The 26,875-nt window shown below is 68.1% G+C and carries 29 protein-coding genes; 10 read left to right on the forward strand and 19 right to left on the reverse strand.

What is annotated here, in order from left to right:
* Positions 1 to 8 precede the first annotated feature (8 nt).
* Positions 9 to 1,211: an alanine--glyoxylate aminotransferase family protein gene (locus tag DQG15_RS08695; protein ID WP_116084458.1), complete on the reverse strand. Its 1,203-nt coding sequence runs from the start codon at positions 1,209 to 1,211 to the stop codon at positions 9 to 11.
* A 173-nt stretch (positions 1,212 to 1,384) separates the two neighbouring features.
* On the opposite strand from DQG15_RS08695, the gene DQG15_RS08700 reads away from it, so the two are divergent.
* Both DQG15_RS08700 and DQG15_RS08705 read left to right on the forward strand, forming a co-directional pair.
* Positions 1,385 to 2,101, forward strand: a complete 717-nt coding sequence (locus DQG15_RS08700) for a tyrosine-protein phosphatase (RefSeq protein ID WP_232830769.1) — start codon at positions 1,385 to 1,387, stop codon at positions 2,099 to 2,101.
* On the forward strand, positions 2,098 to 3,915 hold the full coding sequence (locus tag DQG15_RS08705; RefSeq protein WP_116084461.1) for an ABC transporter ATP-binding protein: 1,818 nt from the start codon (positions 2,098 to 2,100) through the stop codon (positions 3,913 to 3,915). The genes DQG15_RS08700 and DQG15_RS08705 overlap by 4 nt, the downstream gene beginning before the upstream one ends.
* Here the strand turns inward: DQG15_RS08705 and DQG15_RS08710 are convergent.
* Complete coding sequence (locus DQG15_RS08710) at positions 3,849 to 4,583, reverse strand: TIGR04283 family arsenosugar biosynthesis glycosyltransferase (protein WP_116084463.1); 735 nt, start codon at positions 4,581 to 4,583, stop codon at positions 3,849 to 3,851. The genes DQG15_RS08705 and DQG15_RS08710 overlap by 67 nt on opposite strands.
* An 81-nt stretch (positions 4,584 to 4,664) precedes the next feature.
* On the opposite strand from DQG15_RS08710, the gene DQG15_RS08715 reads away from it, so the two are divergent.
* A complete protein-coding gene (locus DQG15_RS08715; protein ID WP_116084464.1) occupies positions 4,665 to 5,429 on the forward strand; it encodes a folate-binding protein YgfZ in 765 nt (254 codons plus the stop codon).
* Between the two features lie 157 nt (positions 5,430 to 5,586).
* Here the strand turns inward: DQG15_RS08715 and efp are convergent, their stop codons facing one another.
* Positions 5,587 to 6,150, reverse strand: a complete 564-nt coding sequence (gene efp, locus DQG15_RS08720; RefSeq protein ID WP_116084466.1) for an elongation factor P — start codon at positions 6,148 to 6,150, stop codon at positions 5,587 to 5,589.
* Positions 6,151 to 6,378: 228 nt separating this feature from the next.
* Between efp and DQG15_RS08725 the strand changes: the two genes are divergently transcribed.
* Complete coding sequence (locus DQG15_RS08725; protein ID WP_116084468.1) at positions 6,379 to 6,711, forward strand: DUF6280 family protein; 333 nt, start codon at positions 6,379 to 6,381, stop codon at positions 6,709 to 6,711.
* Between the two features lie 207 nt (positions 6,712 to 6,918).
* On the opposite strand, the gene DQG15_RS08730 is transcribed toward DQG15_RS08725, so the two are convergent.
* The 4 genes from DQG15_RS08730 to DQG15_RS08745 form a co-directional block, all read right to left on the reverse strand.
* Entirely contained in the window at positions 6,919 to 7,896 is a 978-nt protein-coding gene (locus DQG15_RS08730; RefSeq protein WP_116084469.1) for a hypothetical protein, read from the reverse strand.
* Between the two features lie 107 nt (positions 7,897 to 8,003).
* Positions 8,004 to 9,416, reverse strand: a complete 1,413-nt coding sequence (locus DQG15_RS08735; protein WP_232830770.1) for a TolC family outer membrane protein — start codon at positions 9,414 to 9,416, stop codon at positions 8,004 to 8,006.
* A 72-nt stretch (positions 9,417 to 9,488) separates the two neighbouring features.
* Complete coding sequence (locus tag DQG15_RS08740) at positions 9,489 to 10,142, reverse strand: protein-L-isoaspartate O-methyltransferase (RefSeq protein WP_116084473.1); 654 nt, start codon at positions 10,140 to 10,142, stop codon at positions 9,489 to 9,491.
* A gap of 115 nt (positions 10,143 to 10,257) precedes the next feature.
* Positions 10,258 to 10,719 carry an Lrp/AsnC family transcriptional regulator gene (locus DQG15_RS08745; protein ID WP_232830771.1) on the reverse strand — a complete coding sequence of 154 codons (462 nt, stop codon included), beginning with the start codon at positions 10,717 to 10,719 and terminating at the stop codon, positions 10,258 to 10,260.
* A 135-nt stretch (positions 10,720 to 10,854) separates the two neighbouring features.
* On the opposite strand from DQG15_RS08745, the gene ald reads away from it, so the two are divergent.
* Entirely contained in the window at positions 10,855 to 11,970 is a 1,116-nt protein-coding gene (gene ald / locus DQG15_RS08750) for an alanine dehydrogenase (RefSeq protein ID WP_116084476.1), read from the forward strand.
* Between the two features lie 118 nt (positions 11,971 to 12,088).
* On the opposite strand, the gene ftsH is transcribed toward ald, so the two are convergent.
* From ftsH to DQG15_RS08800, 10 genes are all read right to left on the reverse strand, one after another.
* Complete coding sequence (gene ftsH, locus DQG15_RS08755) at positions 12,089 to 14,008, reverse strand: ATP-dependent zinc metalloprotease FtsH (protein WP_116084478.1); 1,920 nt, start codon at positions 14,006 to 14,008, stop codon at positions 12,089 to 12,091.
* Between the two features lie 80 nt (positions 14,009 to 14,088).
* Positions 14,089 to 15,414, reverse strand: a complete 1,326-nt coding sequence (gene tilS / locus DQG15_RS08760; RefSeq protein WP_157968943.1) for a tRNA lysidine(34) synthetase TilS — start codon at positions 15,412 to 15,414, stop codon at positions 14,089 to 14,091.
* Between the two features lie 22 nt (positions 15,415 to 15,436).
* On the reverse strand, positions 15,437 to 16,345 hold the full coding sequence (gene ybgF / locus DQG15_RS08765) for a tol-pal system protein YbgF (protein WP_116084481.1): 909 nt from the start codon (positions 16,343 to 16,345) through the stop codon (positions 15,437 to 15,439).
* A gap of 4 nt (positions 16,346 to 16,349) precedes the next feature.
* Positions 16,350 to 16,880 carry a peptidoglycan-associated lipoprotein Pal gene (pal, locus tag DQG15_RS08770; RefSeq protein WP_116084483.1) on the reverse strand — a complete coding sequence of 177 codons (531 nt, stop codon included), beginning with the start codon at positions 16,878 to 16,880 and terminating at the stop codon, positions 16,350 to 16,352.
* A gap of 120 nt (positions 16,881 to 17,000) precedes the next feature.
* Positions 17,001 to 18,341 (reverse strand): Tol-Pal system beta propeller repeat protein TolB, encoded by a 1,341-nt coding sequence (tolB, locus tag DQG15_RS08775; protein WP_116084485.1) that lies wholly within the window; start codon positions 18,339 to 18,341, stop codon positions 17,001 to 17,003.
* Between the two features lie 56 nt (positions 18,342 to 18,397).
* On the reverse strand, positions 18,398 to 19,612 hold the full coding sequence (locus tag DQG15_RS08780; RefSeq protein WP_116084486.1) for an energy transducer TonB: 1,215 nt from the start codon (positions 19,610 to 19,612) through the stop codon (positions 18,398 to 18,400).
* A gap of 5 nt (positions 19,613 to 19,617) precedes the next feature.
* A complete protein-coding gene (tolR, locus tag DQG15_RS08785; RefSeq protein WP_116084488.1) occupies positions 19,618 to 20,097 on the reverse strand; it encodes a protein TolR in 480 nt (159 codons plus the stop codon).
* Between the two features lies 1 nt (position 20,098).
* Positions 20,099 to 20,800, reverse strand: coding sequence for a protein TolQ (tolQ, locus tag DQG15_RS08790; RefSeq protein ID WP_116084490.1), 702 nt, complete (start codon positions 20,798 to 20,800; stop codon positions 20,099 to 20,101).
* Between the two features lie 178 nt (positions 20,801 to 20,978).
* Positions 20,979 to 21,380, reverse strand: a complete 402-nt coding sequence (gene ybgC / locus DQG15_RS08795) for a tol-pal system-associated acyl-CoA thioesterase (RefSeq protein WP_255415123.1) — start codon at positions 21,378 to 21,380, stop codon at positions 20,979 to 20,981.
* Positions 21,377 to 22,003 carry a hypothetical protein gene (locus tag DQG15_RS08800; RefSeq protein WP_116084492.1) on the reverse strand — a complete coding sequence of 209 codons (627 nt, stop codon included), beginning with the start codon at positions 22,001 to 22,003 and terminating at the stop codon, positions 21,377 to 21,379. The genes ybgC and DQG15_RS08800 overlap by 4 nt, the downstream gene beginning before the upstream one ends.
* Positions 22,004 to 22,119: 116 nt before the next feature.
* Between DQG15_RS08800 and DQG15_RS08805 the strand changes: the two genes are divergently transcribed.
* The gene (locus DQG15_RS08805) at positions 22,120 to 22,989 is read left to right on the forward strand and encodes a 50S ribosomal protein L11 methyltransferase (RefSeq protein WP_116084493.1); all 870 of its coding nucleotides are present in this window, start codon (positions 22,120 to 22,122) and stop codon (positions 22,987 to 22,989) included.
* 156 nt (positions 22,990 to 23,145) lie between these two features.
* On the opposite strand, the gene DQG15_RS08810 is transcribed toward DQG15_RS08805, so the two are convergent.
* The gene (locus DQG15_RS08810) at positions 23,146 to 23,358 is read right to left on the reverse strand and encodes a DUF1127 domain-containing protein (protein WP_116084495.1); all 213 of its coding nucleotides are present in this window, start codon (positions 23,356 to 23,358) and stop codon (positions 23,146 to 23,148) included.
* A 293-nt stretch (positions 23,359 to 23,651) separates the two neighbouring features.
* On the opposite strand from DQG15_RS08810, the gene ruvC reads away from it, so the two are divergent.
* The 4 genes from ruvC to DQG15_RS18165 all read left to right on the forward strand — a co-directional run bounded on the left by ruvC (position 23,652) and on the right by DQG15_RS18165 (position 26,119).
* On the forward strand, positions 23,652 to 24,155 hold the full coding sequence (gene ruvC / locus DQG15_RS08815; protein ID WP_116084497.1) for a crossover junction endodeoxyribonuclease RuvC: 504 nt from the start codon (positions 23,652 to 23,654) through the stop codon (positions 24,153 to 24,155).
* Positions 24,152 to 24,814, forward strand: coding sequence for a Holliday junction branch migration protein RuvA (gene ruvA / locus DQG15_RS08820; RefSeq protein ID WP_116084499.1), 663 nt, complete (start codon positions 24,152 to 24,154; stop codon positions 24,812 to 24,814). The genes ruvC and ruvA overlap by 4 nt, the downstream gene beginning before the upstream one ends.
* 4 nt (positions 24,815 to 24,818) lie before the next feature.
* Positions 24,819 to 25,853 (forward strand): Holliday junction branch migration DNA helicase RuvB, encoded by a 1,035-nt coding sequence (gene ruvB, locus DQG15_RS08825; RefSeq protein WP_116084501.1) that lies wholly within the window; start codon positions 24,819 to 24,821, stop codon positions 25,851 to 25,853.
* Between the two features lie 92 nt (positions 25,854 to 25,945).
* Positions 25,946 to 26,119 carry a hypothetical protein gene (locus DQG15_RS18165; RefSeq protein ID WP_157968944.1) on the forward strand — a complete coding sequence of 58 codons (174 nt, stop codon included), beginning with the start codon at positions 25,946 to 25,948 and terminating at the stop codon, positions 26,117 to 26,119.
* A gap of 75 nt (positions 26,120 to 26,194) precedes the next feature.
* On the opposite strand, the gene msrA is transcribed toward DQG15_RS18165, so the two are convergent.
* Complete coding sequence (msrA, locus tag DQG15_RS08830) at positions 26,195 to 26,854, reverse strand: peptide-methionine (S)-S-oxide reductase MsrA (RefSeq protein WP_116084503.1); 660 nt, start codon at positions 26,852 to 26,854, stop codon at positions 26,195 to 26,197.
* Positions 26,855 to 26,875: the final 21 nt, after the last annotated feature.

The raw sequence follows: 26,875 nt of genomic DNA on the forward strand, positions 1-26,875 counted from the left end.
GCGCCGGCTCAGCCGGCCGCCCCCTCCGCGATCACCTTTGCGGCCGCGGCCACGGCGCCCTCGCCCCGCGGGATGTCGAGCGCCTCCAGTCCCGCCTCGATGCTGCCCAGAACGCCCATGATCATCTGTGCGTTGACGTGTCCCATGTGACCGATGCGGAAGTGACCCTCGGAGCGGGGATCGTCGGGCCCGCCGATCTGGAGCGCGACGCCGAGGGTCAGGCCGACATTCGCCTCGAGCCAATCCTGCAGCCGCTTTCCGGCCCCCGGCAGGCGCACGGCGGTGACGGCATGGCTGCGCAGGTGCGCCTGCGGGATGTTCAGTTCCATGGAGCCGCCCTCACCCCAGGTCTCCACCGCGGCCCAGATTGCGGAGGCGAGGATCTCGTGCCGCCGCCAGACCGCCTCCAGCCCCTCCTCGAGGATCATGTCGAGCGCCGTGCGGAGCCCGTAGAGGTGGTGCGTCGGCGCGGTCCCGAAGAAATACTGGTAGAAGCCCTGCGGCCGGGTGCGCGGCACCCAGTCCCAGTAGGGCGTTGCCATGTCGGAGCGCTCGCGCGCCGCCGCGGCCTTTTCGTTGAACCAGATGAAGGCGAGGCCCGGCGGCGTCATCAGGCCCTTCTGGCAGCCCGCCAGGAGCACGTCGGCGCCCCAGCCGTCCATCTCCACCCTGTCGCAGGCGAGCGAGGCCATCGTGTCGACCATCAGGAGCGCGGGATGCTCCAGACGGTCCAGGATCTCTCGGATGGGCGCGATCTCGTTGCGGACGCCCGTGGAGGTATCGACGTGGCACACGATCACGGCGCGGATCTGATGGGCGGCATCGGCTTTCAGCGCATCTTCGACGCGGGACGGATCGACGGTGCTCCGCCGTCCGAAATCGATCAGCTCGGGGATCAGTCCGAGCCGCGCGCCGACCTCGGACCAGTGCTCCGTGAAGCGCCCGGTGGACAGCGCGAGGATCCTGTCCCCGCGGCGACAGACATTGCACAGCGCCCCTTCCCAGATGCCGTGGCCATTGGCGGTGTAGATCGCGACATCGCCGCTCGTCCGGGCGATGCGCTTCAGATCGGGGATCAGCCCGTCGACCAGATCGTGCAACGGCCCGAAATAGATGTTGGGCGCGCTGCGGTGCATGGCGCGCAGGACCTCCTCGGGCATGACGGAGGGGCCAGGCGTGGCGAGGTAGCGGATACCGTTGGAAAGGGTCATGGGAGGCCTCGTCTCAAAGCGGCGCTCATCGCGCCCCGATCAGGTAACGCGTTAGGCCGCTGCTTTGCGCCGGTCAATGAGGGCCGCGCTTGCCCCTGCCCCGCGCCATGCGATAGAGCCGGGCGGACCCGCGGGGAGAGGGCGGTGCTTTCCTGCCCCGCACGCCGGGACGATTGACGAAGGACGAGATGGTGCAGCGCGTCGCGACGTGGCTTAAGGGGATCGAGAGGCGCGTCCGGAATTCGTTCGGCGACGACATCTCGACACCGGCCAAACGGCGCCAGGCGCTTGTCCATTTCCACCTGATGGACCACGCGGTCCTCCGCCTGCCCTGGACCAATTTCGACAAGGTCGCCGAGGGCGTCTACCGCTCCAACCATCCGGGCCCCGCGCGCCTCAGGCGCTACAAGGAGATGGGGATCACGACGATCCTCAACCTTCGCGGCGAGGACAGGTATTCGCCGTGGCTGTTCGAGAAGGAGGCCTGCGACGCGCTCGGCCTGCGGCTCGTCACGGCCAAGATCTACGCCCGCAAGGCCGCCAAGCGGCGGGAGATCCTCAAGCTCGTCGACACGCTGAAGAGCATCGACAAGCCGTTCCTGCTGCATTGCAAATCCGGTGCGGACCGGGCGGGCTTCGCCGCCGTCCTTTACCGCGTGATCGTGGAGGGCGTCCCGCTCGAGGAGGCCCGCAGCCACCTGTCGCTGCGCTACCTGCACCTGAAATGGACGCGCACCGGCATCGTCGATCACATCCTCGACGTGTATGAAGACCGCAATGCCGAAGCTCCCATCGGCCTCGAAGAGTGGTTCCGCACCGAGTACGATCCGAAGGCGATCGAGGCCAGTTTCAACGAGAGGCCCCGCTTCAGGCGGGCACGCAGCGCATGAGCAAGCTCGACGACCGCCCGGACCTGTCATTCAAGGATCAGCGTCGCCTCTTCGCCTGGGCGTGGACGACCTATGTCCGCCGCTTCCTCTGGGTGATCATCATCGCCGGCATCCTGATGTCGGTCGAGGGATCCATGCTGGGCCTGCTCAGCTACATGATGAAGCCGATGTTCGACAACGTCTTCATCTCCGGCAACTACGACGCGCTCTACTGGGTCGCCGGGGTGATCTTCGGCATCTTCGTGGTCCGTGCGGCGATGAATCTCGGACAGCGCATCATCATCACCCGCGCCTCCAACCAGATCGTCTTCAACGTCCAGCACGACCTGCTGCGGCACCTGATGATGCTGGACACGCTCTTCCACTCCGCCAATCCGCCCGGCGCGCTCATGGAGCGGATGAAGGGGGATACCGGCTCCATCAAGTCGGTGGCGAACGTGGTCATCACCGGCGTCGGGCGTGACATCGTCAGCCTGATCTCGCTTTTGACGGTCGTCATGGTGATCGACTGGAAATGGACGCTGATCGCGCTCGTCGGCACGCCCTTCCTCGTCCTGCCGTCGCTCCTGATTCAGAAGCTCGTCCGCACCGTCACCCGGGAAAACAGGCAGATCGCGTCGGACATGTCCACGCGCCTGAACGAGGTGTTCCACGGCATCGCGCCCGTCAAGCTGAACGAGCTGGAGACCTACCAGTCCGACCGCTACCGCGCGCTCGCCGACCGGCGGATCAACAGCGAGGTCCGCGCGTCCATCGCCAAGGCGCTGATCCCGGCGATGATCGACCTGATGTCCGGCCTCGGCTTCTGCGCGGTGCTGCTCTTCGGCGGCTCCGAGATCATCAACGGCGACAAGACGGTCGGCGAATTCATGTCCTTCTTCGCCGCAATGGCCCTCGCCTTCGACCCGATCCGCCGTCTCGGCGCGGTTTCGGGCACGTTTCAGGCGACGGCGGTCAGCATGGACCGCATCAAGGCCGTCTTCGATACCCAGCCCAATCTCGTCATGACCAAGTCCCCGAAGAAGATGCCAGAGGCGCTCGGCGATATCGAACTGAGGGACGTGGAGCTGGCCTATGGCGACCTGCCGGTCCTGCGCAAGGCGAGCTTCGTCGCGAGGTCTGGCGAGACGACGGCCCTCGTGGGTGCATCCGGCGCCGGCAAGTCCACGGTCTTCAACGTGCTCACCCGGCTCGTGGAGACCGATGGCGGCGAGGTGACACTGGGCGGCGCCAACATTCGTGATCTCGATCTCGCGGACCTGCGCTCCCAGTTCTCGATGGTGAGCCAGGACGCGCTCCTGTTCGACGAGTCGCTGCGGGAGAACATCCTGCTCGGCCGCACCGACGTCTCCGAGGAGCGGCTGCGGGAGGTCATGGAAGCGGCGCATATCACTGATTTCGTGGACAACCTCGCCGATGGCCTCGACAGCCCCGCCGGCCCGCGCGGCGGCAATCTCTCGGGCGGTCAGCGTCAGCGCGTTGCCATTGCCCGCGCGCTACTCCGGGACCGTCCGATCCTGCTCCTCGACGAGGCAACGAGCGCCCTCGACATGCGCTCCGAGGCCGTGGTGCAGGCCGCGCTCGATCGCCTCGCGGAGGGCCGCACCACGATCGTCATCGCCCACCGCCTCTCCACCATTCGCAACGCCGACCGCATCGTGGTCATGGATGGCGGCCGCGTCGTGGAGGAAGGCACCCATGACGAGCTTCTGGTGCAGGACGGGCGCTATGCCGAACTCTACCGCCTTCAGTTCCGCAATTCGGAGTCGTCGGGCGATGCTGAGGACGGCGACGAGGAGACCGGCGCGGCATAGTCCGCCCGGAGCCGTGCGGGATCGGCGCCGCAGAGATAGCGGCCAAGCCTCAGGAGGTTCCGCGCCCCCTGCCCCGCCCAGCCATTCGCCTCGTAGCGCTCGGCCGAGGTCGTCGCGGTGGCGGGCATCAGGCGGATGCGCCCTTTGAGGGATCGCGCAAGCGCAACGTCCTCCATCAGGGGCAGCTCCGGGTAGCCGCCCACCTCGTCCAGAAGGTCGCGCGCGATCAGAAGGCCCTGGTCGCCGTAAGGCAGACCGAACCAGCGGCTGCGAAGATTGGCCCACCCTGCCGTCCAGACCGCGCCGGCGCTGTCCGACCGGAAGGCCAGGCGGAAGGCATGGGCGGCAGTGGGGCGCTCGAGGGCGGACCGCACCGCCTCCGTCCAGCCGGGCGGCAGCCACGTATCGGCATGAAGGACGAGGATCCATTCCCCCCGCGCATCGCGGATCGCACGGGCCACCTGGCCACCCCGCCCCGCAGCCCCGGTCACGATCTGCGCTCCCGCAGCGTCGGCGATCGCGAGCGTCGCGTCCGAAGAGCCGCCGTCCGTGACGATGAGTTCCCGGATCAACCCCTCCTTCAACCCCTCCATCAGGCGCTCCAGCGTCTTCGGAAAAACCGCTTCGGCATTGAGCGTCGGCACGATGACGGTGATCGGAGCTGGCATGGGTCGTCCATCTGAGGGGAGGCCGCTTTCGACCGGGCGGTGCCTCCCCTATATCGGGCAGATCAGCAGAGGGGAAAGACGATGACCGTCAAAGAGACCGCGCCCGGACGCAAGGTTCTGGCCATCGGCGGCGCCGATGCCGCCGACTTCCTGCAGGGCCTCGTGACGTCCGACGTCCGAAAGCTTTCTGAGGGGCCGATCTACACCGCCCTCCTGACGCCGCAGGGCAAGTACCTCGCCGATTTCTTTCTGATCCAGGACGGCGATCGGATCCTGCTCGACGTGGCGGAGCCGCTGGCCGCGGACCTGCGAAAGCGACTGGCCATGTATCGCCTGCGCGCCAAGGTGCAGATCGAGGAGACGGAGCTCTACGTCCTGCGCGGGCTTGGTGAGGCGCCCGAAGGGGCCTTCGCGGACCCGCGGGACCCGGCCCTCGGGTGGCGCATGATCTCGGCGACGCCGGGCGAGGCGTCCGGAACGGATTGGGACAGTCTGCGCGTGGAGGCGGCGATCCCCGAAAGCTGCGTCGAGCTGGTGCCCAACGAAAGTTATATCCTCGAGCACCGCTTCGCCGATATCGGCGGGGTCGACTTCCGCAAGGGCTGCTATGTCGGTCAGGAGGTCACGGCGAGGATGCGGCACAAGACCGAGCTGAAGAAAGGTCTGGTGCAGGTCGAGGTCGAGGGGGCCGCGGAGCCCGGCACGCCGATCACCTCGGGCGGCAAGCCGGCTGGGACCCTTCACACGGTCGCAGGCTCCCGCGGGCTGGCCTATCTCCGGCACGACCGTATCGGGCCAGAGATGGAAGCGGGCGGGGCGCGCATCAGGGCCGTGCCGAAGGACTGACGGCAGGGCCGCTCGCCGATCCGCAGCGGCAGGCGCATCACGGGTTCGGGCGAAACGCCGCCCGCTGGGCCACGTCCGATCACTTCAAAGAGAAGCAGCGCGCCGGGATCAGCTCCCAAGGCGCGCCGCCAGCACTCTTCGCATCATGACCCCAAGGTCAGGCGCGTTCGGAATATTCCATGGTCTCGGTGTTCACCACGATGTCCTCGTCCTGCCCGACGAAGGGGGGGACCATGACCTTCACGCCATTGTCGAGGATCGCCGGCTTGAAGCTGTTCGCCGCCGTCTGACCCTTCACCACCGGCTCGGTCTCGACGACCTTGCAGGTGACCTTCTGGGGCAGCGACGCGCTCAGGGCCTCGCTCTCGTGATACTCGATCTGGATCGTCATGCCGTCCTGCAGGAACGGGCGACGATCACCGAGGATCTCTGCGGGAAGCTCGATCTGCTCGTAGGTCTCGGCATCCATGAAGACCAGCATGCCGTCGCTCTCGTAGAGAAACTGCTGATCCTTCTGCTCCAAGCGCACCCGCTCGACCTTGTCGGCCGACCGAAAGCGCTCGTTGAGCTTGGAGCCGTTCCGGAGGTTCCTCATCTCGACCTGGGCGAACGCGCCGCCCTTGCCCGGCTTGACGTGGTCGACTTTCACGGCGGCCCACAAACCGCCATCATGTTCAAGTACGTTACCCGGACGAATTTCATTGCCGTTGATTTTCGGCATCGCAGCGCCATCCCGCCTATGTAAGTTGAAGCTTGGTTGTCTGCCCCTATATCGCCGGACCAGTAGCCCCGCAAGCTTACCATATCTTGGGCTCGGAGGCAGTCGGGCATACAGGGAGCCATGCACTGGGCGCAACGTAGCAATGCGTTTGATGGCATACCGAATCGCTGCAAAAACGTCATATTCGGCGCCAAGCCGGAAAGGCAAGACCGGGAATAAGGATAAGAAATGCGAGATTTCATCGATGGCACGGCCTTCAACCATGAGCAGGGCCAGCGTGCCCGAAAGCTTTTTGCTGCCGTGGTGCTGGCTGCGCTCGACGACGCGATTGCCGACGACAAGAAGTTCGGCAACGGTCCCGACCAGATTGCCCGCTGGGCGCGGTCCAAGGACGGGCGCGAAGTTCTGAGCTGTGCCGGTATCGACCCGAACGAGCGTGTGGTCTCTGGCCTCATGGAGTTCGTGGGCAAGGGTGTAAGGACGTCCGTCGCCCTCTCCCGCGAGGAAAGCGAGCGGCGTCATGCTGCCGAAGCTGCGGCCGAGCAGGCCGAAGCGGCCTGATGACGGATGGGCCGGCGGCGATGCGCCGCCGGCCCCCGCCTCCCTCTCCGGGACGCGATTGCTCCGAGACACGCCCCGCGGCATCAGCCGGCGGGGTTTTTTCACTGTGACATTCGGGCTGTTGTTATCTGTCGCATGTCCAGCCCATGCGACGGGGTCCGGCCGATCACGGGGCTGGGTCCGGCGCGGCCTCCCGGCGTGTGAGCGTCAGTCGAACCTGCGCAGCTCGAGAGCCCGCTCCACCTCGCGGCGGACGAGTTTGCGGACATTGCGCGTGATGCGCTCGCCGAGACTGCCCTGAAGCTCCCGGTGGACGATTCGGGTCACCAGCTCGGACAGCGCTGCCTCATCGAGGCCATCAAGGACGTCAGCGCCTGACAGGGCATGTTCGAGGGACGTCGAGAATTCCTGCTCGGACGGCGCCGTGTGACCGGGCGCGAGGGAGTCGAAGTCGTCCTCGTCACCGGGCCAAGGCAGGTCGTATCCGGGATCGAAGCTGCCCAGGGTATCGAGTTCGCGTGGAGCCTGCTCCACGGGCGTCTCCGGCGCGTAGAGGGCACCCTCCTCCGCGCGTGCCCCGGCCTCCCCATCAGGGTCTTCGTCTCGGAGCGCACGTGCGGCGTCCTCTGCGGCCCGTCCAAGATCGAGGCGTCCGCCGCGGTCCGGCCGGCGATCTGTGTCACTCTCCGACGCGCCGCCATGATGGACGGAGGCGTCGGGCTTGAACGTCGAGCGGAAGAAGGCGGCGATCTCGTCGTCCGGATCGCCCGTGCGCGTGGCGGCGTCGCCCCTGTCGGGCTCCCACGCCGCGGGCGCACTGTCGGTATAGGCTTCGATCTCCTCCCACGGGCGCTGCCTGGTGGGCGCCTCGGGGCTGGAGCCCGCAGGCCCAGAAGCCGGCGCTTCGGCCGGTTCAGGCCCGCTCAGGACCTCTGCCACCTGCGTCAGCGCTGCGGCATCTTCTGCAAAGGGGGCCTCGGGTGGGTATTCCGGCGCGCCCGGGATGTGCTCGATCCGCTGTGATGGCATCAGGATCAGTGCAGAGGGACGCGGGGCGGGATCATCGTCCCGCCCGATCGCGGGCCGAGTTGCCTCACCCGGACCGAGGACAGGGTCCGCGGCAACGAGCCGGCGGATGGACGACAACACATCGCCGGAATCCCGCGCATTGCTTTGTCTGGACATGGCCGCTCCTCAGTCCCCGATAATAAGTAGGTTACCGAAGCTCACCACGTCCGACAACGGGGTACGGACCCGGGTGGTATAAGGCGTTGCCCCGATAGGCAGGCCGATCACTGACGCCCGAGACGCTCCAGCACCTTGTCGAGCTTCTGACCGCGCGGCGAAAGGTAGGCCGGCGCATCCCTGACGGCATTGTAGTAGGCCGCCGGATCGTAGGTCTGAACGCCAAGTTCCAGGTGTTCCGCGGTCAACAGACCCATGGCGGACAGCAGCGCGAAGTTCGCGACGTAGCCCTGCGCCTGCGCGTCCACCAGAATGACGCGGGCGTTCAGCAGATCCTGCTCCGCATCGAGCACGTCGAGCGTCGTCCGCGCACCGAGCCGGGCCTCCTCGCGGATGCCGTCGAAGGCGGTCTGCGCGGCGACGATCTGGCGACGGGAGGCATCCACGAGGCCGGCGGTCACGGTCCGCTGCGCCCAGGCGTTGCCGACGGATTGCTCGACCTCCCGCACCGTGCGCAGGAGGCTGGAGCGGGCCTGATCGCGGCGCGCTGCGGCCTGGCGCTCCAGCGAGGCAAGCTGTCCCCCCCGGTAGATCGGCTGGGAATAGTTGAGGGACGCCGTGCGCTCCTCGTTCTGCTGGTAGGAATCGGTGGAGCCCGTGATCGACCCGGTGACGGTGGGCATGTAGGCCCCCTCGGCGATCTCGATGCCGATCTCGGCGACGGTGACCTGCCGCTGCGCCTGAAGGATCGCCGGATGCGTGCGCACAGCGATCTCGCGGGCTTCGGCTTCGGTGGCCGGCAGGGCCGGCGGCGGCGGCGGATCGGCCAGATCGCCGGGGAAGCGGCCGACGGCGAGCTTGAAGGCTTCGCGCGCGGTGGCGAGGTCGCCCTGCGCGGAGGTCAGCAGGGACCGGGCTTCGGCCAGGGCGCTTTCGGCCAGCGCCACGTCCGTCCGCGTCACCTCACCCACCTCGAAGCGATCCCTTGCGGCGTTGAGTTCCTGCGTGATGAGCCGGTTGTTGTTCTGGCGCAGCTGGACGAAGGACTGAGCGGAGCGCACGTCCTGATAGGCCTGCACCGCAGCCAGGAGCACGTTCTGCTCGATGCCGCGAAGGGCCTCCCGGGTGGACAGCACGGTTTCCTTGGTGCTCTCCACGGCCAGGCGGTTGCGGTTGCCGGCGTAGAGCGTGATGGACGCCTGAAGCTGGGCCGTCGTGATCACGGGCGGCACGCCGGCAAGACGCTGGGCGGGCGCCTGCGGGAACGTCCGGTTGGACGAGGCCACGAAATCGAGCGTCGGACGCAGAGACGCCATGGCCTGCGCCACGTCCTCATCCGCGGCCCGCAGAACCGCGCGGTTCTGCTCGAGCAGGTTGGAATTGCGGTAGGCGTCGCGGAGCGTATCGGTCAACGTCTCGGCGTAGAGAGGGGTCGACAGGATTGCGGACATCGCGAGCGCTCCTGCAACGGGAGCGACAAGGCGGCGCAATCCGCGCGCCAGCAAATTCGAATCAGCCATGATATCCTCGTAGTCTCGGCCTGGTACCGGCCCGCCGTCACTCATCACGTGTGGCCGCCGGCCCCGCGCCAGTCAAAACACGAAGGCGCGCTCGGCCAGAAAACCGGGCATGATCGGTGCGCCCGCATTGAACAGGTCCCGCCATGAGATGCGACCGTCGACCTTGAGGCCAAGCCGGACCACGCCGAGACGGCCCTCGTTGAAGAGCGCGACGATACGCCCCTCCTCCTTCAGCTGCGCGAGAAGCTCCTCGGGGATCGTCTCGACGCCGCCCTCGATCAGGATTGCATCATACGGGCCGTGCTGCGGCGCACCGTCGGCCAGGGGCCCCTCGATCACCGCGACATTGTCCACGCCCTCGGAGGACAGCGTCGATTCCGCCTCGGACACCATCTCGGGCTCTTCCTCGATGGCAATCACGGCCTCGACCATGCGGGCAACAACCGCGGGCGCGTAGCCATAGGCGCCTCCCACGACGAGGACGAGCGCGTCCGTGTCGAGATCGAGCGCATCCAGCATCTTGGAGAGCGTTCTGGGCGCCAGGATCGTGCGGTCGCCGCCGAGGTCGATGTTCTCGCCGATATAGGCCGTCTCGCGCTTCGACGCAGGAACGTAGAGTTCCTTCGGCACGGCCAGCATGGCCTCGATAACGGGATATCGCGTGACGTCTGAGGGGCGGACCTGCGTGTCCACCATCACCGTGCGTCGCGTTGAATGGGTGCTCATCGAACTGGACCGATCGGTTCGGATTATGCTGTCCTTTGTCTTGCACAGGTCTGCATGGCGCGCAATCCCGGATGAGGACCGCCCTGCCCCGGACACGGCCCGAGCCGCCCCACCCTCAGACCGGCAGTTCGGTCGTGTCCCGCACGCGGCGGAGCGAGAAGCTCGATTGCATCTGCGCCACGCCGGGAAGGCGTGCGAGATGGCGCCGATGGAGAACGGCGAAGGCCTCCGCGTCCTTGACCACGACCTTGAGCAGGTAATCGGCGGTGCCGGCCATCAGGTGACATTCCAGAACGTCCGGGATGCGGGCGACAGCCGCCTCGAAGGCATCGAGAATCTCCACGGCCTGACCGGACAGCGTGATCTCGACGAAGACCGTGGTGCGCCGGGACAGGTGCGTGCGATCGAGGAGCGCCGCGTATCCCCGGATGACCCCTTGCGCCTCAAGGCGTGCGATGCGGCGATGGCAGGCGGAGGCGGACAGGCCGACCGCGTCTCCCAGCTCCGCGTTTGAGATCCGCCCCGTTCGCTGGAGTTCCCTCAGGATACGGCGATCGATTTCGTCGAAGGGTGTCACCGCACGTTTTTCCTGTCTCGGAGTTATGGTGTGCACGATTGTTGCATGTCGGTCCGATATTGTCCCGCATTTCGCAGTCATTCGTCAGTCTTCGCGCGCTACGCTTCTTCTCAGGGGGAGCGAAAGGAGAGGACCATGCGCATTGCGTCGCCGAAGGAAATCAAGAACCAGGAATATCGCGTCGGGATCACGCCTATGGCGGCCCGCGAGGCCGTTCAGCGCGGCCACGAGGTCCTGATCGAGCGCGGCGCCGGGGCCGGTGCGGGGTTCGAGGATGCCGACTACACCGCAGCCGGAGCGCGGATCGCGGACACCGCCGAGGAGATCTTCGCCAGCGCCGAGCTGATCGTGAAGGTGAAGGAGCCTCAGGCGTCCGAGCGGGCGCAACTTCGTGACGGGCAGGTCCTCTTCACCTATCTCCACCTCGCCCCGGATCCGGATCAGACGCGGGATCTCGTCGCGTCGGGGGCCACCTGCATCGCCTATGAGACGGTGACCGATGGCCGCGGTGGTCTGCCTCTCCTCGCGCCGATGTCGGAGGTCGCGGGCCGCCTCGCGCCGCAGATGGGTGCGTGGACCCTGCAGAAGGCCAATGGCGGCCGTGGCGTCCTGATGGCCGGCGTTCCGGGCGTGACGCCGGCGCGCATCGCCGTGATCGGCGGCGGTGTCGTCGGAACGAACGCGGCGCGGATCGCGGCCGGGATGGGCGCCGACGTTACCGTGCTCGATCTCTCCCTGCCCCGTCTCCGCCAGCTCGACGAGACCTTCAGCGGATCCTTCCGCAACCGTTACGCGTCAGCGCAGTCCATCGAGGAGGAGGTCTCGGCGGCGGACATGGTGATCGGCGCTGTCCTGATCCCGGGAGCGGAGGCGCCGAAGGTCATCCGACGGGAGCATCTCGCGGCGATGAGGCCGGGCTCCGTCATCGTGGATGTCGCCATCGACCAGGGGGGCTGCGCTGAGACCTCGCGCGCGACGACCCACGACGATCCGATCTACGCGGTGGACGGCATCATGCATTACTGCGTGGCCAACATGCCCGGCGCCGTGGCCCGGACCTCGACCATCGCGCTCGGCAACGCCACGATGCCCTTCATGCTTGCTCTGGCGGACAAGGGCTGGAAGCGAGCCTGCGCCAACGATCCGCACCTCGCCGCGGGGCTCAACGTTCATGCCGGCCAGGTCACCAACGCGGCCGTTGCGGAGGCGCAGGGGATCGCCGTGACGGACATCGCTTCGCTCCTCGCCTGACGCCCGGAGAAAGCGGGGCGAGATCCAACCGCCTTGCCCGAAGCAGTAGCGCCACGAAAAAAGACCCCCGCACCGTTCAGGCTGCGGGGGTCTTTTCTTCTCCGGCCATCAGACCGCGTCAGCTGGTGGGCTTGGGCTCCAGACCCGCATCGGGGCGCGGGCGCGGCTTGGTCTTCGGGATCGAGGCGACGGAGGGTGCATTGCCGCTGCCGGCATCGTCGTCATCGCCCCGAGTCAGCGCCTCGCCGTTGATCACCTTCATGATCTCGGGTCCGGTCAGCGTCTCGTATTCGAGCAGCCCCTCGGCCAGACGGCGCAGGTCCTCGGACTTCTCGGTCAGGATGCGTTTCGCCGTCTCGTACCCCTCGTCCACGATCGCCCGAACCTCCGAGTCGATCCGCTCCTGCGTCGAGGGGCCGGTGCTCGACCCGCCGGAATAGGAGCCGAGATAGCTCTGCTGCTCGTTGGCGTAGTCGATGTTGCCCAGATCCTTGGACATGCCGAACTGCGTCACCATTGCGCGGGCGATCTTGGACACCTGCTGGATGTCCGACGCGGCGCCGGAAGTCACGTTCTCCGCTCCGAACGTGAGCTCCTCGGCCACCTTGCCGCCCATCGCCATGGCGATCTTGGACTTGTACTTGGTGTAGGTCACCGAAAGCTGGTCACGCTCGGGGAGCGACAGGACGAGACCGAGCGCACGGCCGCGCGGGATGATCGTCGCCTTGTGGATCGGATCATGCTGCGGGACGTTCAGGCCGACGATGGCGTGGCCGGCCTCGTGGAAGGCGGTAAGCTTCTTCTCGTCCTCGGTCATCACCATGGAGCGCCGTTCGGCCCCCATCATGACCTTGTCCTTGGCATTCTCGAAATCGTCCATCGTCACGAACCGCCGTCCGACGCGAGCGGCCATCAGCGCCGCTTCGTTGACGAGGTTCGCAAGATCGGCGCCGGAGAAGCCGGGCGTACCGCGGGCGATGATCCGCAGGTCCACGTCGGGGCCGAGCGGCACCTTGCGGGCATGGACACCGAGGATCTTCTCGCGCCCCTTGATATCCGGGTTCGGCACCTGGACCTGACGGTCGAAGCGGCCGGGGCGCAGAAGCGCCGGATCGAGCACGTCCGGACGGTTGGTCGCGGCGACGATGATGATGCCTTCGTTCGCCTCGAACCCGTCCATCTCGACAAGGAGCTGGTTCAGCGTCTGCTCGCGCTCGTCGTTGCCGCCGCCATAGCCGACACCGCGGGAGCGGCCGACCGCGTCGATCTCGTCGATGAAGACGATGCAGGGCGCATTCTTTTTGGCCTGCTCGAACATGTCCCGCACGCGGCTTGCGCCGACGCCCACGAACATCTCGACGAAATCGGAGCCGGAGATGGTGAAGAACGGCACGCCCGCCTCGCCCGCAACGGCGCGGGCGAGAAGCGTCTTGCCGGTCCCCGGAGGGCCGACGAGCAGCGCGCCTTTCGGGATCTTGCCGCCGAGGCGGGAGAACTTCTGCGGGTTGCGCAGGAATTCGACGATCTCCTCGAGGTCGTCCTTCGCCTCGTCGATGCCGGCGACGTCATCGAAGGTCACCCGTCCATGCTTCTCGGTCAGCAGCTTGGCCTTGGACTTGCCGAAGCCCATCGCGCCGCCGCGTCCGCCGCCCTGCATCCTGTTCATCAGGAAGATCCAGATGCCGATCAGGATCACGAAGGGCAGCAGCGTTCCGATATAGGACAGAAGCCCGTTCTGCTGCTGCGGCTCGCCCACGATCTCGACGTTCTGGTCGACGAGGCGATCGGTGAGGCTGGTGATGTCGACGCCTTCGGGAACGACGGTCGAGTAGTTCGTCCCGTCATTGCCGCGAACGCGGACGCGTTCGCCGTCGATCGTCACCTGATCCACGTCGCCGTCGTTCACGGCCTGCACGAATTCGGTGTAGCTGAGCTGGCGGGCGTTCATCGTCGACTGACCGCCGGAGAAAAGATTGAACAGCGCCAGGATCAAGAGAAACAGAACGACCCAGAAGGCGATGTTGCGCGCGTTACCCAAAGGAGAGCTCCAATCTGCCTTCGGACCCGCCAGTGGGGCGGCTCCGTATCGACGCTAAGATAAGGATTGGGCCAGCCGGTTCAATGCGACATCGCGGATGAGGCGAAATCCCCCCACGGCGGATCGAGGAAAAGGCGCGTTTTCGCCCCCCACCCGGCCAGAGGTGCGGCGATAAGCTCGCCATCTGTGCGGCGAAGCGCCGGCGAGGCGAGAAGCGACAGCCGCGGCAGGCCGCCCTTCGGCGCGCCGCCGATCGCCCGCACTCCGGCCGCCCCCAAGGGGCCGATCTGCAGGTCCGGCTCGGGCGCGGGGCCGATGCGCCAGCGATTGTCCCAGACGACCGGCCCGTCCGTGGAGGCGGGCAGAACGTGAGCGGCAACGGCGGCTTCTTCGCGCAGGATCCTGATCCGCTCCGGCCCTGCGCGGAGGAGGCAGCCGTGAAGCGCACCGTGGCGACCCTCGAGCGCGTCCGAGGCCAGTTGATCCAAGGCCTTGGCACGGGGGCGATAATCGGCGGAGGAGACCCAGACGAGCGCCAGGGACAGAAGGCGGAGCCGGGTTTCGGCATCGAGCGCGGCCAGGCCGTCCCGGTCCAGAACGATGTCCCCCGACTGGACGTCCGCGATCTCCATCGCCGCGTCGCGGGTCCGCGCCTCGAGCGCCGCCCTCGCCCGCGCCATGCGCGTGGCGGTCGCCGTCAGTCCCGCGGTCTCGAGGCCGAGAGGCGCCGCCGCAGCAAGGAGCTTGCGGGCGCGGACGCGGTCGAATCGGTCGTCGTCGTTGGACGGGTCTTCCGCCCAGGACAGCCCCCGTTCGCCAAGCCAGTCCCGAAGCTCCTCCCGCCGCATCTCCAGGAGCGGACGCAGGATCACGAATCCGGGCGCCCGGCCGGGATCGGGCGGCGGCCCCTCCCCGTTCGATGCCACGGGCTCCACTGCGAGCGGCGGGCGAATCGGTGAGGTGGCCGACATCCCGGCAAGACCGTCGACGCCCGATCCCCGCGCGAGGTTGAGCAGGACCGTCTCGGCCTGATCGTCCGCCGTATGGCCGGTGAGGATCTGCCGCACTCCGCCCCGCCAGCGATCGATGAGACCGTGACGCGCGCGGCGGGCGGCGTCCTGCAGGTTCCCCTGCCCGTCCCACCCGGCCCAGCGGAGGGTGGCGTGCGGCAGGTCAAGGTCGCGGGACTGCGCCGCCACCGCCGCCGCTTCGATGCGGGCGGCCGGGCGCAGGTTGTGATCGATGGTCAGGACCCAGAGAGAGATGTCCCGGCCGCGGGCCCAACCGGCGGCGAGGTGCAAAAGCGCCGTCGAATCGCCGCCGCCCGAGATCGAGAGGCCGAGGGCGCGCGGCTCCTCGGGCACGAGCTCGGCCATGGCGGCCGCGAACCTCGCTTCGAGGCTCACGACACCGCCACGGCCATGACGCTCAGAAGCACCCGGCCGCGTCGCGCGCCGAAGCCGCCTCTGCCGCCGCGTCGCTGCCCGGAAAACGCGTGCCGACTTCGCCCAGGGTCACGCAGGCCTCCTGGTTCTGCCCCAGCGAGGACAAGCTCTGGCCAAGGCTCAGAAGCGCCTGCGGCGCGACGGAACTGCCCGGATCGGCGCTGAAGCTCTCGAGATAGGCCCGCGCGGCCGGAGCGGTTTCGCCGAGGCCCGCGAGGGCCTCGCCGCGGTAATAGTTCGCCTGCGCGTTCAGCGGTCCGCCGGGATAGGTTTGGGTGAAGGTCGCAAAGAGGTCTGCGGCGCTGCGAAAGCTACCGGAGTCGAGGGCCTCCTTCGCCCGGTCGAAGTCCTGCTGTTCGCCCACGGCAAGCTGTGCGCCGCCACTCTCCGCGCCGGACGCGGCCCCGCTACCGCCATCGATCGGCGAGGCGATGTCACCCGCCCCGATCTCACTGCCGCCGAAGGCCGGCGCACCCGCCGCGCCGCCGCCGGTCGCCGGCATGTCGCCGCCGCCGATGGTCAGCGTCTCGCCCACCTCGGAGATATCACAACCCGGCTCCAGCTCGCAGATCCGGAATTCGAGATCCCCGACGCGGTTGGTCCCGTCCGTGACGACGCGGTCCACCCGAAACTGGAGCTCCTCGGCGCGGGAGGTCAGGCTCTGGAGCTGCTGCTCCATCACGTCGACCCGCTCGAGGACGGAGGCCGGCAGGGTCTCACCGCCCGCGGCCCCGGTGGTGGAGAGCTCTCGCTGGAGGCGCTGGAACTCGACGAAGAGCACCGAGAGTTCCTGCCGGAGATCCGCCAGCGTCCCGGCATCGGCCTGTTGCGCGTGGCTCGCCCCCGGAAGGGCGAGCGCCGCGGAGAGCAGGAGGGCGGCTGCGAGCTTCATCGGATCAGAACCCCGCGCCGCCGCTTGCGTTCAGCACTGTGACTGCACGGCGGTTGCGGCTGTAGCAGGCTTCGGTCGAGCACACTTCGATGGGACGTTCCTTGCCGTAGGAGACCGTCTTCAGGCGCGATCCGGCGACGCCCTGGCTGATCAGGTATTCCTGGACCGAGTTGGCGCGGCGCGCGCCGAGCGCGAGGTTGTATTCCCGCGTGCCCTGTTCGTCCGCGTGGCCCTCGACGGTGGCGGCGTATTCCGGGTTGCGCTGCATCCACTGCGCCTGCTGCGTCAGGGTGTTGCGTGCTTCGCCCGTGAGCGTGGACTGGTCCACCGGGAAGAGAACCCGGTCACCGATCGTCTGCTGGAAATAGGCCGTGGAGGTCGGATCGTTCGCGCCACCGGCCAGCGGATCGACGACGGTGCCGGGTCCGCCCGGGCCGCCGCCCATGGTCCCGTCCCCGAAGCGATCCGCGTTCTGGCAGGCCCCGAGGCCGAGCGCGCTGAGGATCACCAGCGCTTTGATCGCCGTTCTCGCCATCCCGTTTTCCTTCTCTTTTCTATTATCGGGCGGCGCCGGTTTCTGCCGGCGGCCGCGTCCCGATCACGTTAACAACTCCCCCCGGTGCCGCCTAGGCGCCGCCGGGGGCATTTCGCCAAATCAGGGCAGAAGCGGCGACCAGGCCGGGTCTGACGCCGCGCCGGGCGTGGAGACCTGCTTGAGGTTCCGGCCCGAGATGTCCACCGAGAAAAGCTGCGCCGTACCGCCGGCACCGGCGCTCTCGCGGGTGAACATGATGACCCGCCCGTTCGGCGCCCAGGTCGGACCCTCGTCGAGGAAGGAGGCCGTCAGGAGCCGCTCCTCGGAGCCATCGGTGCGCATCACGCCGATGTGGAAACGGCCCTCGTTCTGCTTGGTGAAGGCGATGTAATCGCCCTGCGGGGACCAGACGGGCGTTCCGTAGCGGCCCGGGCCGAAGCTGATCCGCTGCGCTTCACCGCCGGAGGCGGGCATGATGTAGAGCTGCTGACTGCCGGAGCGGTCGCTTTCGAACACGATCTGCGAGCCGTCCGGCGAGAAGCTGGGCGCCGTCTCGATGGCCGGTGTGCTCGTCAGGCGGATCGGCTGACCGCCACCGAGATTCATCGCGTAGATGTCGGTGTTGCCGCCCTGGCTGAGCGAGAAGACGACCGAATCGCCGGAGGGCGAGAAGCGGGGCGAGAAGGTCATCGCATCGCCCGGCACCGGGATCCGCTGACGCTGCACCGAGCCCACGTTGAGCACGAAGATCTCCGGCTGGCCGGTCTCGTAGGATGTGTAGAGGACGCGGTCGCCGGAGGGCGAGAAGCGCGGTGCGAGCACGATGGACGCGCTGTCCGTCAGGTACTGCACGTTCGCGCCGTCGTAATCCATGACGGCAAGGCGCTTGCGGCGGGCATCCTTCGGGCCTTCCTCGGAGACGAAGACGACGCGGCTGTCGAAATAGCCGCCCTCGCCCGTGATCCGGGAATAGACCTGGTCGGCCACCTTGTGCGCGAGGCGGCGCCACGCATTCGATCCGCCGTCGAGCTGGAGCCCGTCGCCGAGCTGCGCCTCGGAGAAGACGTCGTAGAGACGGAACTTCACCGTGACGTTCCCGGCGCCGTCCACGTTGACCGCGCCCGTGACGAGCGCCTGCGCGTTGATCGCCTTCCAGTCCGCATACTGGATCGTCTGATCGAATGCCGAAACGCCGGAGATATAGGCGCTCTGCGGGATCTCGCGGAACAGCCCGGTGCCGGTCAGGTCCGCCGACACGACGCGGGTGAGGTCCGCGGCCAGCTGCTCGGCCGCCGGGCTTTCCGCGATGAAGGGCGGGATCGCGACGGGGAGCGGCTCGATCACACCTTCGGTGATCTCGATCCGGAGCGGACCGCCCTGGGCGTTTGCCGGAGCGGGAAGGCCCGGCATCGCCAGCGCGGCCGTGATGGCGAACGAGGCAAGAAGTCGCGAGAGGGTCATGGACGGGCCTTTCCTGATGCGGGCCGAACGAAGAACGCGAAGAGGGGCTGGGGCCATTACCTGACCCTCATGTTGTCGGGGTTGAATACCATTTCGATCTCCGCCCAGGCCCCATACTTTTCGGCCGGGAGGGAGAAGCCGGACGCGCCGCAGCGGATGATCGCGCGGCGTGCCGCCTCGAATGCCTGCCGCGCGGCTGTTTCGCTGCCGCCGGAGAAGTCGGTCATGCGGATCGTGCCCGTGTCCGGCGTCGAATCCTCGTTCATCGTGACGAGAACGGTCACCGTTGTGCGGAGCGCCTCGGTCGAGAGCGAGCCCACGTTCCAGCAGCGCTGCACCGCCACGCGCAGCGCATCCTTCTCGCCGGCGGTCATCGGCGGGCCGCTATACTCGGACGGAGACGGGGACGGCGCAGGGGCGGCATCGCTGACGGCGTCGGCCACGGCATCGGCGATCGCGTCGGCCATCGGGTCGGCGGCGGGCTCCGGCTCATCCTGCGTTTCGGGTTCGGGCTCGGCGGCCGCAACCTGCTCGGGTTCGGGTTCGGGCTCCGGCTCGGGGGTTGGTGCCGGCTGCGCGGGGCGGGTGCGAGGACGCGGCGAGCCTGCGGGCGCGAGCGCGGCCACGACCTCCCCGGCCTCCTGCGGCTCGTCCGCCTCCGTCACCGTCTCTGTCGTCGCCTCCTCGGGAGCGGTCGCGTCCTGCGCCTCCTCCACGGGGGTTTCGGGCTCCGCCTCGGCATCGGGGTCGACCGCGGCCTGCACGGTGTCCGACACCTCTGCCTGGGCGTCGGGCTCTGGCGCGGCGAGGGGCGCGACACGTGGCGCCTCGCGGGGCACAGGCGTCTCGTCCGGGGCGAAGGTCACGGCGGCCCCGTCGGGGCTGTCGGGGGCGGGCTGCTGCCCGGGGGCGTCCGGCTGGACCTCGGCCTGGGGCGCTGCGACGCCGCTGACATCGGGCGCCGGGTCCGGATCTTCCGCCGGCGTCGCCTCGGGGGCGGGCTGCGGCGCGGGCGCGCTGTCCGCGGCGGGCACCTCCGGCGCCTCCGCGGCCTCCTCCGGCGCGGCCGGAGCCGCGGGCTCCTCGCCCACCTGGGGCGCATCGGGCGCGCCGCCGCCGGCGACCAGCGCGGCGAATTCCTCGCCGGAGATCACGGTCACATCGGTGAAATCCGCCTCGTCCGGACGACGGTCGGGAAGCCAGCCGCCCACGAGCAGCCAGACGGCGAGCGCGAGATGCCCTGCGCCGGAGATCTGGACGCCCCTGCGCATGGGTCTCAGCCGCCTCCGCCGTCGAAGGTGGGCCCGCCCGTCTCGGTCACGAGGCCTATGTTTGAGAAGCCGCCACGGTTCAGGGCGCCCATGACCTCCACCACGCGGGCATAGGGAATGGCCCCGTCCGCGCGGAGATAGATCTTGTCGTTCTCACGCTCGGCGGCGATTCCCTGCAGCCGACCGATCAGCTCGTCCGCCGCAACCTCGGTGGTCTGGATCGCGATCCCGCCATCGGCCGTCAGCGTCACCGCCAGCGGCTCCTCGGGATCCTGCGGAAGCGCCTCGGCGGCGGTCTTCGGAAGCTCGACGGGCACGCCAACGGTCAGGAGCGGCGCGGCCACCATGAAGACGATGAGGAGCACCAGCATCACGTCCACGAAGGGCGTGACGTTGATCTCGGACATCGCACCGGCCCGACCCCTGCGACGTCCGCGGCGCCGGCCGCCTCCGCCGCCGGCCGGTTTGATGACACCGGCTCCCATGTCAGGCGACCGCCTCGAGTTGCCGGGAGAGAATGGTGGAGAACTCGTCCGAGAAAGCCTCGTAGCCGCCGATCAGGTGGTCCGCGTCGGCATTCAGCTTGTTGTAGGCGATGACCGCCGGGATGGCCGCGAGAAGGCCGAGGCCGGTGGCGAGGAGCGCCTCCGCGATGCCCGGCGCGACGACTGCGAGCGACGTGTTCTGCTGTTCGGCGATCTCGACGAAGGCGTTCATGATGCCGAACACGGTCCCGAAAAGGCCGATGAAGGGCGCGGTGGACCCCACCGTCGCGAGGAAGCCGAGCTGTGAGTTCAGCTTCTCGGATTCGCGGGTGATGGCGACATCCATAGACCGCTCGATCCGGCTTTCGGCGCCGGGGATCAGCCGCCCGTCGGTGCGATGACTGCGCTGCCACTCGGTCATGCCGGCGGCGAAGATGCGCTCCGACGCGCCGGCCGGTTCGGGGCCGAGGCGCTCGTAAAGCTCGTCCAGCGGCTCGCCGGACCAGAACGCCTGGTCGAACTCCGCCTGCTCGGCGCGGGCTTTTCGGAACGCGATGATCTTCTGAATGATGATCGCCCACGCCCAGAAGGACGCGCCGATCAGCATCAGCATCACCAGCTTCACCGTGATCGTGGCGCGGAAGAACAGCGCCCAGAACGAAAAATCGATCTCGGAGGCCGCTTGAAGGGTCGAGGGGTCCATCTGCCTGCTCTGCTCTGCTTTGCCACTCTGGCGGTGGCACTGTTAGGCGTGTTTTTACAAGCTTTGCACGTGGAATGCCAACACGATGGCGTTATTCCGCTCAAAAGGGTCTGCGAGGCCCGATGCGCGGGCCACGGGCCCCATGCCCCGGGGGCATCCGCGCCACCGCAAAAGCCACTCAGGTGGCGCCGCTCAGGACATCCCGAAGCATGGCGGGAAGGCGCGTCGGGCGTCCGGATGGGCCCATGGCGACAAGGGTGACGCGGGCATCGAAGAGCACCGTCTCACCGCGCAGCACGCTCTGTCTCATGTCGCAGCGCGCGGGGCCGATGCTCCGGATGCGGGTCTCCACGACCAGATTATCGGCGAACCGGGCCGGAGCGAGGTAATCCGCCTCGATCCGCCTGACGGCGAAGACGGTGCCCGTTTGCCTCAGCGCCTCCTGGTCGATGCCGAGCTCGGCGATCCACGCGGAGCGGCCGCGCTCGACGAACTTGAGGTAATTGGCGTGATAGACGATGCCGCCCATGTCCGTGTCTTCGTACCAGACGGTCACGGGAAGCCGGTGCGCCGCACTCACCCTGTCGCTCCCATCCGGGCGAAGAGACGAAGGGCGTGCGCCGGATCGTCCGCCATGTCCGGCATGACGGGATCGTAGGCCGCCCGGATCACGTCCGCGATCTCGGGCCGCAGGATCGTGTGCCCGGCCTCGGTGCGTGCGAGCGGCGAGGTCCCCGCAAAGGCCGTGTCCGACCAGAGGAGAGCGGACTGGACGACCTGGCCAAGCGCGATTGTCTCGGCCGGCAGCTCCGCCAGATGCGCGTCCATGCGGATGAACGCGAAGCAGGCCCGGATGGCACCGGCGGCGTCGAAGCGGAAGACGCGGTACTGATTGGCCTCGGCCGACGTCAGCCGCGGCAGGAGGCCGCCCAGGTCCGGCACCAGGCGATCGAGGTCCGGCACGTCCGCCAGCTCGTCCCATCCGGAGACGAAGAACATCATCAGGTTGCTGCCGAGTTCGGGATCCGTCTCGGCGAGGGTCCGACCAGACAGTCGTGCCACGGCCTCGGCGGCGCCCTTGACGACCCCGAGCGTCGCATCGTCGGTGCCGAAGACCACCGGTGCGACGGGACGGCCCCACCGGGCGAATCGGTAGGAGCCATCGCTGCGGGTGAAGAGGGCCTGGATCTCGTCGGGTGTCATGAGCCCTACATGCCGGCTCGGCGTCCGGGCGTCCAGACGCCCTGCTCCTCCGCACCGCTTGACCGCGCGGGCGCCCTCCCCTACCCGGCGTGAACCTCAAGCCGCGGAGCCCCCGGATGCCGACTTATACCGCTCTCACCACCCTGCCCGGACAAGATCAGGCCGAGGCGCTCGGCGACGCGATGGAGCGGCTGGACCCAGAGCCCACGGGCGTCGGCGTCTTCGAGATGGAGGACGGGTCGGGCCTGTGGGAGATCGGCGGCTACTTCACCGAGGAACCCGACGAGACCGGCCTCGCCCTTCTGGCGGCGGCGTTCGGCGCGAAGCCCTTCGCGGTGTCCGAGCTGCCGCAGACGGACTGGGTGGCCAAGGTGCGGCGGGAGCTGACGCCAGTGAAGGGCGGGCGCTTCTTCGTCTATGGCAGCCACGATGCGGACCAGGTCCCGGAGGGGAGCGAGCCCCTGCTGATCGAAGCAGCGATGGCGTTCGGCACGGGGCACCATGGCACGACGCTTGGCTGCCTCGAGACGCTGGACGCGATGATCGAGGACGGCACGGCGCGGACGCCGGTTCTCGACGTCGGCTGCGGCACGGCCGTTCTGGCCATGGCGGCGGCGCGGGTTCTCGACGGGCCGGTCGTGGCCTCCGACATCGACGAGGTCGCGGTCGAAGTGGCAAAGGCGAACCTCGCGGCGAACGGGCTTTCGGAGCGCGTGACCTGTGTCGAGGCGGCGGGCCTCGGCCATCCCGACATCGCGGCCCATGCGCCCTACCGCCTCGTGCTGGCCAATATCCTGAAGGCACCGCTGATCGACCTCGCCCCCGATATCGCCGGCGCCCTCGAGACGGGCGGACACGCCGTTCTGTCCGGCCTGCTCCTGCGGCAGGCGGACGAGGTCATCGAAGCCTATGACGCGGCTGGGATGCAGCTTCGGTCGCGGCGGGAGATTTCGGGCTGGGCAACGCTCTGCCTCGAAAAGGTCTGAGGACAATCGGGACCCGGCGCTCCCCGCGCCGCTTGCAAAAGTCAAAGGCGCCGGATCCGATGATCCGACGCCTTTTTTTCGTGTCAGGCGACGTCCGCTGCGGCAGAGGGGCGGTTGGGGCTGCTCCCCCCGGCGCCCGTCTTTGCCGCCTCGGCGTCAGAGGCTGCGGATCGCGCGGCGCGGCATCGCTTCGATCTGGCCGCGGGTCAGGCCGATATCGTCGAGAGCGTCGTCGGACAGGGCAAGCAGATGCTTGCGTGTCACGGCGGCATCGCGCCAGGATCGGAAGGTTTCGAGGGCGTCCATGACGAACGGGCGGATGGAGATTGTTTCGCGCGGGGCGCGGGGGGTGAGAAGCGCGTAGGACATCTGGTGGTCGCCTGTGAATCGAAGTGTGTCGGGCCTGTTTCGGAGAGGCGCAGGTATCCGTGGCTCTACGCCCGTTCAAGAGGCATAAACGCCATATGTTAAAGGCCGGTAACGGTCCCTGGGAGGCCGCTTGGACTGGAAACGACACCCCGGATGTCGCTTTCGTTCTGCCGCGCCGCGGCATTGCCACGAAGCGTCGTTTTCGGACCGTACACGCCGCGCTGCGCGCTGGCCGATGTTCGCGCTTCGTGCTAGAAGGAAACAAAACGTGATAATAAAAGAGGCAGAGACATATGCGGGTCATCGGGATCGATCCGGGGCTGACCGCCCTGGGATGGGGCGTGATCGAGCAGGTGGGCAGCCGCCTCGTTCATGTCGCGAACGGCATTTGCCGCACCCAGCCGGGGGTGCCGCTGGCCGTCAGGCTCTGCGCGCTGCATTCGGGACTGACCGCCGCGCTGAGGGAGCACGCGCCTGACGCGGCCGCAGTGGAAATGACGGTGGTGAACCGGGACGGCGCGGGGACGCTGAAGCTCGGCCAGGCCCGCGGGATCGCGATGCTGGTGCCGGCGCAGGCCGGGCTCGACGTCGGTGAATATGCGCCATCCGCCGTCAAGAAGGCGATGGTCGGCACCGGCCGCGCGGCGAAGGCCCAGATCGACCACATGGTCCGCCTGCAGTTCCCCGGCATCGAGCTGGCCGGCGCCGATGCGGCCGACGCCCTGGCGATTGCCGTCTGTCACGCGCACCACCTGCAAACGGGCGGCAAGCTCGCAGCCGCGATGGCCCGCGCATGATCGGGCGCGTTGCCGGCCGGGTGGTGCACAAGGGCCTCGACCACGCGATGATCGACGTGGGTGGCCTCGGCTATGTCGTCTATTGCCCCGAGCGGGTGCTGGCAGGGCTCGCGGTCGGTGAGGCCGCGGCGCTCTGGACCGAACTTGCTGTCAGGGAAGATGCGCTGACGCTCTACGGCTTCCCGACCCTGCTGGAGCGCGAATGGCACCGGCAGCTGATCTCCGTGTCCGGCATCGGCGCAAAGGCCTCGCTCGCGATCCTGGGTACGGTGGGCGCCGAGGCGCTCGGCCGGGCCATCGCCACGGGGGACTGGGCCATGGTGAAAGCCGCGCCCGGGATCGGCCCCAAGATCGCCCAGCGGGTGGTGAACGAGCTGAAGGACAAGGTGGGGCATGTCATGGCGATGGGGGGCCTTCTGGAAAGCGAGGCGCCCGCGCTGGTTGCGTCCACGCCCTCACAAAGCGCCCCCACCCCTGCGGATCCCGCGCCCGCCTCTCGCGGGGCGTCCGAAGCGGATGCCCTGTCGGCCCTCGTCAATCTCGGGTATGGGCGGAGCGAAGCGGCCGGGGCGGTGGCGAGCGCCGCGGGAGACGATCCCGAGGCCGGGGCCGCCGGCCTGATCCGGTCCGCGCTGAAGCGGCTTGCGCCGAAGGAATGACCCCGTGACGGACGACCCCGACCCGATCCTGCGCCCGGAGCCGCTCGAAGACGACGGCCCGGCCCTGCGCCCGCAATCGCTGGATGACTTCACCGGCCAGGCGGAGGCGCGGGCGAACCTGCGCGTCTTCGTCGAGAGCGCGAAGCGGCGCGGCAAGGCGATGGACCACGTCCTCTTCCACGGCCCTCCGGGTCTCGGCAAGACGACGCTGGCCCAGATCGTCTCGAAGGAGCTCGGCGTCGGCTTCCGCATGACCTCCGGACCCGTCCTCGCGCGGCCGGGCGACCTCGCCGCGATCCTGACCAACCTCGAGGCGCGGGACGTTCTCTTCATCGACGAGATCCACCGCCTGAACCCTGTGGTCGAGGAAGTCCTCTACCCGGCGCTCGAGGATTTCGAGCTCGATCTTGTGATCGGCGAGGGGCCAGCGGCCAGGACCGTGCGGATCGAGCTCCAGCCGTTCACCCTCGTCGGAGCGACGACGCGGCTTGGCCTTCTGACGACCCCGCTGCGGGACCGTTTCGGAATCCCGGTGCGCCTCGATTTCTACACCGAGGACGAACTCGCGAGCATCGTCGCCCGCGGGGCGCGCCTGTCCGGGATGGGCGCCGATCCGGACGGAGTGCGGGAGATCGCCCGGCGCGCTCGCGGCACGCCCCGGATCGCCGGGCGGCTCTTGCGCCGCGTGTCCGATTTCGCGCTGGTCGAAGGGGACGGGACCATCACCCGCGCGCTCGCGGATCGCGCCCTCACCCGCCTCGGCGTCGATGCGCGCGGCCTTGATGGGGCGGATCGGCGTTATCTGAAGCTCATCGCCGAGCATTACGAGGGCGGGCCAGTCGGAATCGAAACGATGTCGGCCGCCCTGAGCGAGAGCCGCGACGCACTCGAAGAAGTGATCGAGCCCTATCTGCTGCAACAGGGGCTCATCCAGCGCACCCCCCGCGGACGCATGCTGACACAGGGGGCATGGTTGCATCTGGGGCTTCCGGCCCCCACCCCCGAAGCGCCGCCCCGGCAGGGCGGCCTCTTTTCGTGACGGTTTCTTAACCCAACACTGTCAGTTTCGGGGAACATCGGCGCGCGAGACCACTTGTCGATGAAGGAGCCCTTAGCCGACAGGAGCGGCCGATGACCCAAGTCGATCGCCTGAACCGGCTGGCAGAGGATGCCGGCCGAGCCTTCGCAAGATTTCCGGGCGATGCGCCGATGGAAGCGCTGGCTCGCCACCTGCTCCTGCTGAAATCCCGCGCGGAGTGGTTTCCCGAAACCGCCGAGACCGACATCGCTACGGACCCTCACTGAGCCGTTCCGCCGGCGAGTGATGCGCGGGCGCGACCAGCGCGCGCCTCATCTCGTTTTGCGGGGTTACTTAAGCCCTCAGGACACGCCGACGCCGGTGCCCACCGGGCAGGTCACTCCGGTGCCGCCGATGCCGCAATAGCCGCCGGGGTTCTTGTTCAGGTACTGCTGGTGATACTCTTCCGCGAAGTAGAAGGTCGGCGCCGGGACGATCTCCGTCGTGATCCCGTCATAGCCCTTCTGCACCAGCTCCTCACTGTAGGCCTTCCGCAGGCGCCTCGCCGCTTCGGCCTGCGCGTCGTTGAAGGTGTATATGCCGGAGCGGTATTGCGTACCGGCGTCATTGCCCTGCCGCATCCCCTGCGTCGGATCGTGGCCTTCCCAGAACGTCTTCAGAAGCTGCTCGTAGCTGATCACGGCCGGATCGTAGACCACGCGGACCACCTCGTTATGGCCCGTCATGCCCGTGCAGACCTCCTCGTAGGTCGGGTTCGGCGTGTAGCCCCCGGCGTAACCGACCATGGTCGAATGCACGCCCGGCAGTTTCCAGAAGATGCGCTCGACGCCCCAGAAACAGCCCATGCCGAACATCGCCTGCTCGAGCCCCTCCGGAACCTCGTGCGCCATCTTCGTGCCGAGAACGGTGTGGGTACCGGGGTTGGTGATCGCGGTGTCGCGGCCGGGAAGCGCATCGGCTTCGCTGACCATCTCCATCTTCTTGCGCTGGAAGAGAAACATCGGGGACTATCCTCCTGAGGG

This window comes from Tropicimonas sp. IMCC34011 (assembly GCF_003390865.1).
In the GTDB taxonomy this organism is placed as follows: domain Bacteria; phylum Pseudomonadota; class Alphaproteobacteria; order Rhodobacterales; family Rhodobacteraceae; genus Tropicimonas_B.

Bases quoted from the DNA above. Each gene is read 5' to 3' on its own strand.
- DQG15_RS08695 (WP_116084458.1), bottom strand. From the start codon at position 1,211: ATGACCCTTTCCAACGGTATCCGCTACCTCGCCACGCCTGGCCCCTCC.
- DQG15_RS08705 (WP_116084461.1), top strand. From the start codon at position 2,098: ATGAGCAAGCTCGACGACCGCCCGGACCTGTCATTCAAGGATCAGCGT.
- DQG15_RS08710 (WP_116084463.1), bottom strand. From the start codon at position 4,583: ATGCCAGCTCCGATCACCGTCATCGTGCCGACGCTCAATGCCGAAGCG.
- DQG15_RS08715 (WP_116084464.1), top strand. From the start codon at position 4,665: ATGACCGTCAAAGAGACCGCGCCCGGACGCAAGGTTCTGGCCATCGGC.
- efp (WP_116084466.1), bottom strand. From the start codon at position 6,150: ATGCCGAAAATCAACGGCAATGAAATTCGTCCGGGTAACGTACTTGAA.
- DQG15_RS08725 (WP_116084468.1), top strand. From the start codon at position 6,379: ATGCGAGATTTCATCGATGGCACGGCCTTCAACCATGAGCAGGGCCAG.
- DQG15_RS08730 (WP_116084469.1), bottom strand. From the start codon at position 7,896: ATGTCCAGACAAAGCAATGCGCGGGATTCCGGCGATGTGTTGTCGTCC.
- DQG15_RS08735 (WP_232830770.1), bottom strand. From the start codon at position 9,416: ATGGCTGATTCGAATTTGCTGGCGCGCGGATTGCGCCGCCTTGTCGCT.
- DQG15_RS08740 (WP_116084473.1), bottom strand. From the start codon at position 10,142: ATGAGCACCCATTCAACGCGACGCACGGTGATGGTGGACACGCAGGTC.
- ald (WP_116084476.1), top strand. From the start codon at position 10,855: ATGCGCATTGCGTCGCCGAAGGAAATCAAGAACCAGGAATATCGCGTC.
- ybgF (WP_116084481.1), bottom strand. From the start codon at position 16,345: ATGAAGCTCGCAGCCGCCCTCCTGCTCTCCGCGGCGCTCGCCCTTCCG.
- pal (WP_116084483.1), bottom strand. From the start codon at position 16,880: ATGGCGAGAACGGCGATCAAAGCGCTGGTGATCCTCAGCGCGCTCGGC.
- tolB (WP_116084485.1), bottom strand. From the start codon at position 18,341: ATGACCCTCTCGCGACTTCTTGCCTCGTTCGCCATCACGGCCGCGCTG.
- DQG15_RS08780 (WP_116084486.1), bottom strand. From the start codon at position 19,612: ATGCGCAGGGGCGTCCAGATCTCCGGCGCAGGGCATCTCGCGCTCGCC.
- tolR (WP_116084488.1), bottom strand. From the start codon at position 20,097: ATGGGAGCCGGTGTCATCAAACCGGCCGGCGGCGGAGGCGGCCGGCGC.
- tolQ (WP_116084490.1), bottom strand. From the start codon at position 20,800: ATGGACCCCTCGACCCTTCAAGCGGCCTCCGAGATCGATTTTTCGTTC.
- DQG15_RS08800 (WP_116084492.1), bottom strand. From the start codon at position 22,003: ATGACACCCGACGAGATCCAGGCCCTCTTCACCCGCAGCGATGGCTCC.
- DQG15_RS08805 (WP_116084493.1), top strand. From the start codon at position 22,120: ATGCCGACTTATACCGCTCTCACCACCCTGCCCGGACAAGATCAGGCC.
- DQG15_RS08810 (WP_116084495.1), bottom strand. From the start codon at position 23,358: ATGTCCTACGCGCTTCTCACCCCCCGCGCCCCGCGCGAAACAATCTCC.
- ruvC (WP_116084497.1), top strand. From the start codon at position 23,652: ATGCGGGTCATCGGGATCGATCCGGGGCTGACCGCCCTGGGATGGGGC.
- ruvA (WP_116084499.1), top strand. From the start codon at position 24,152: ATGATCGGGCGCGTTGCCGGCCGGGTGGTGCACAAGGGCCTCGACCAC.
- DQG15_RS18165 (WP_157968944.1), top strand. From the start codon at position 25,946: ATGACCCAAGTCGATCGCCTGAACCGGCTGGCAGAGGATGCCGGCCGA.
- msrA (WP_116084503.1), bottom strand. From the start codon at position 26,854: ATGTTTCTCTTCCAGCGCAAGAAGATGGAGATGGTCAGCGAAGCCGAT.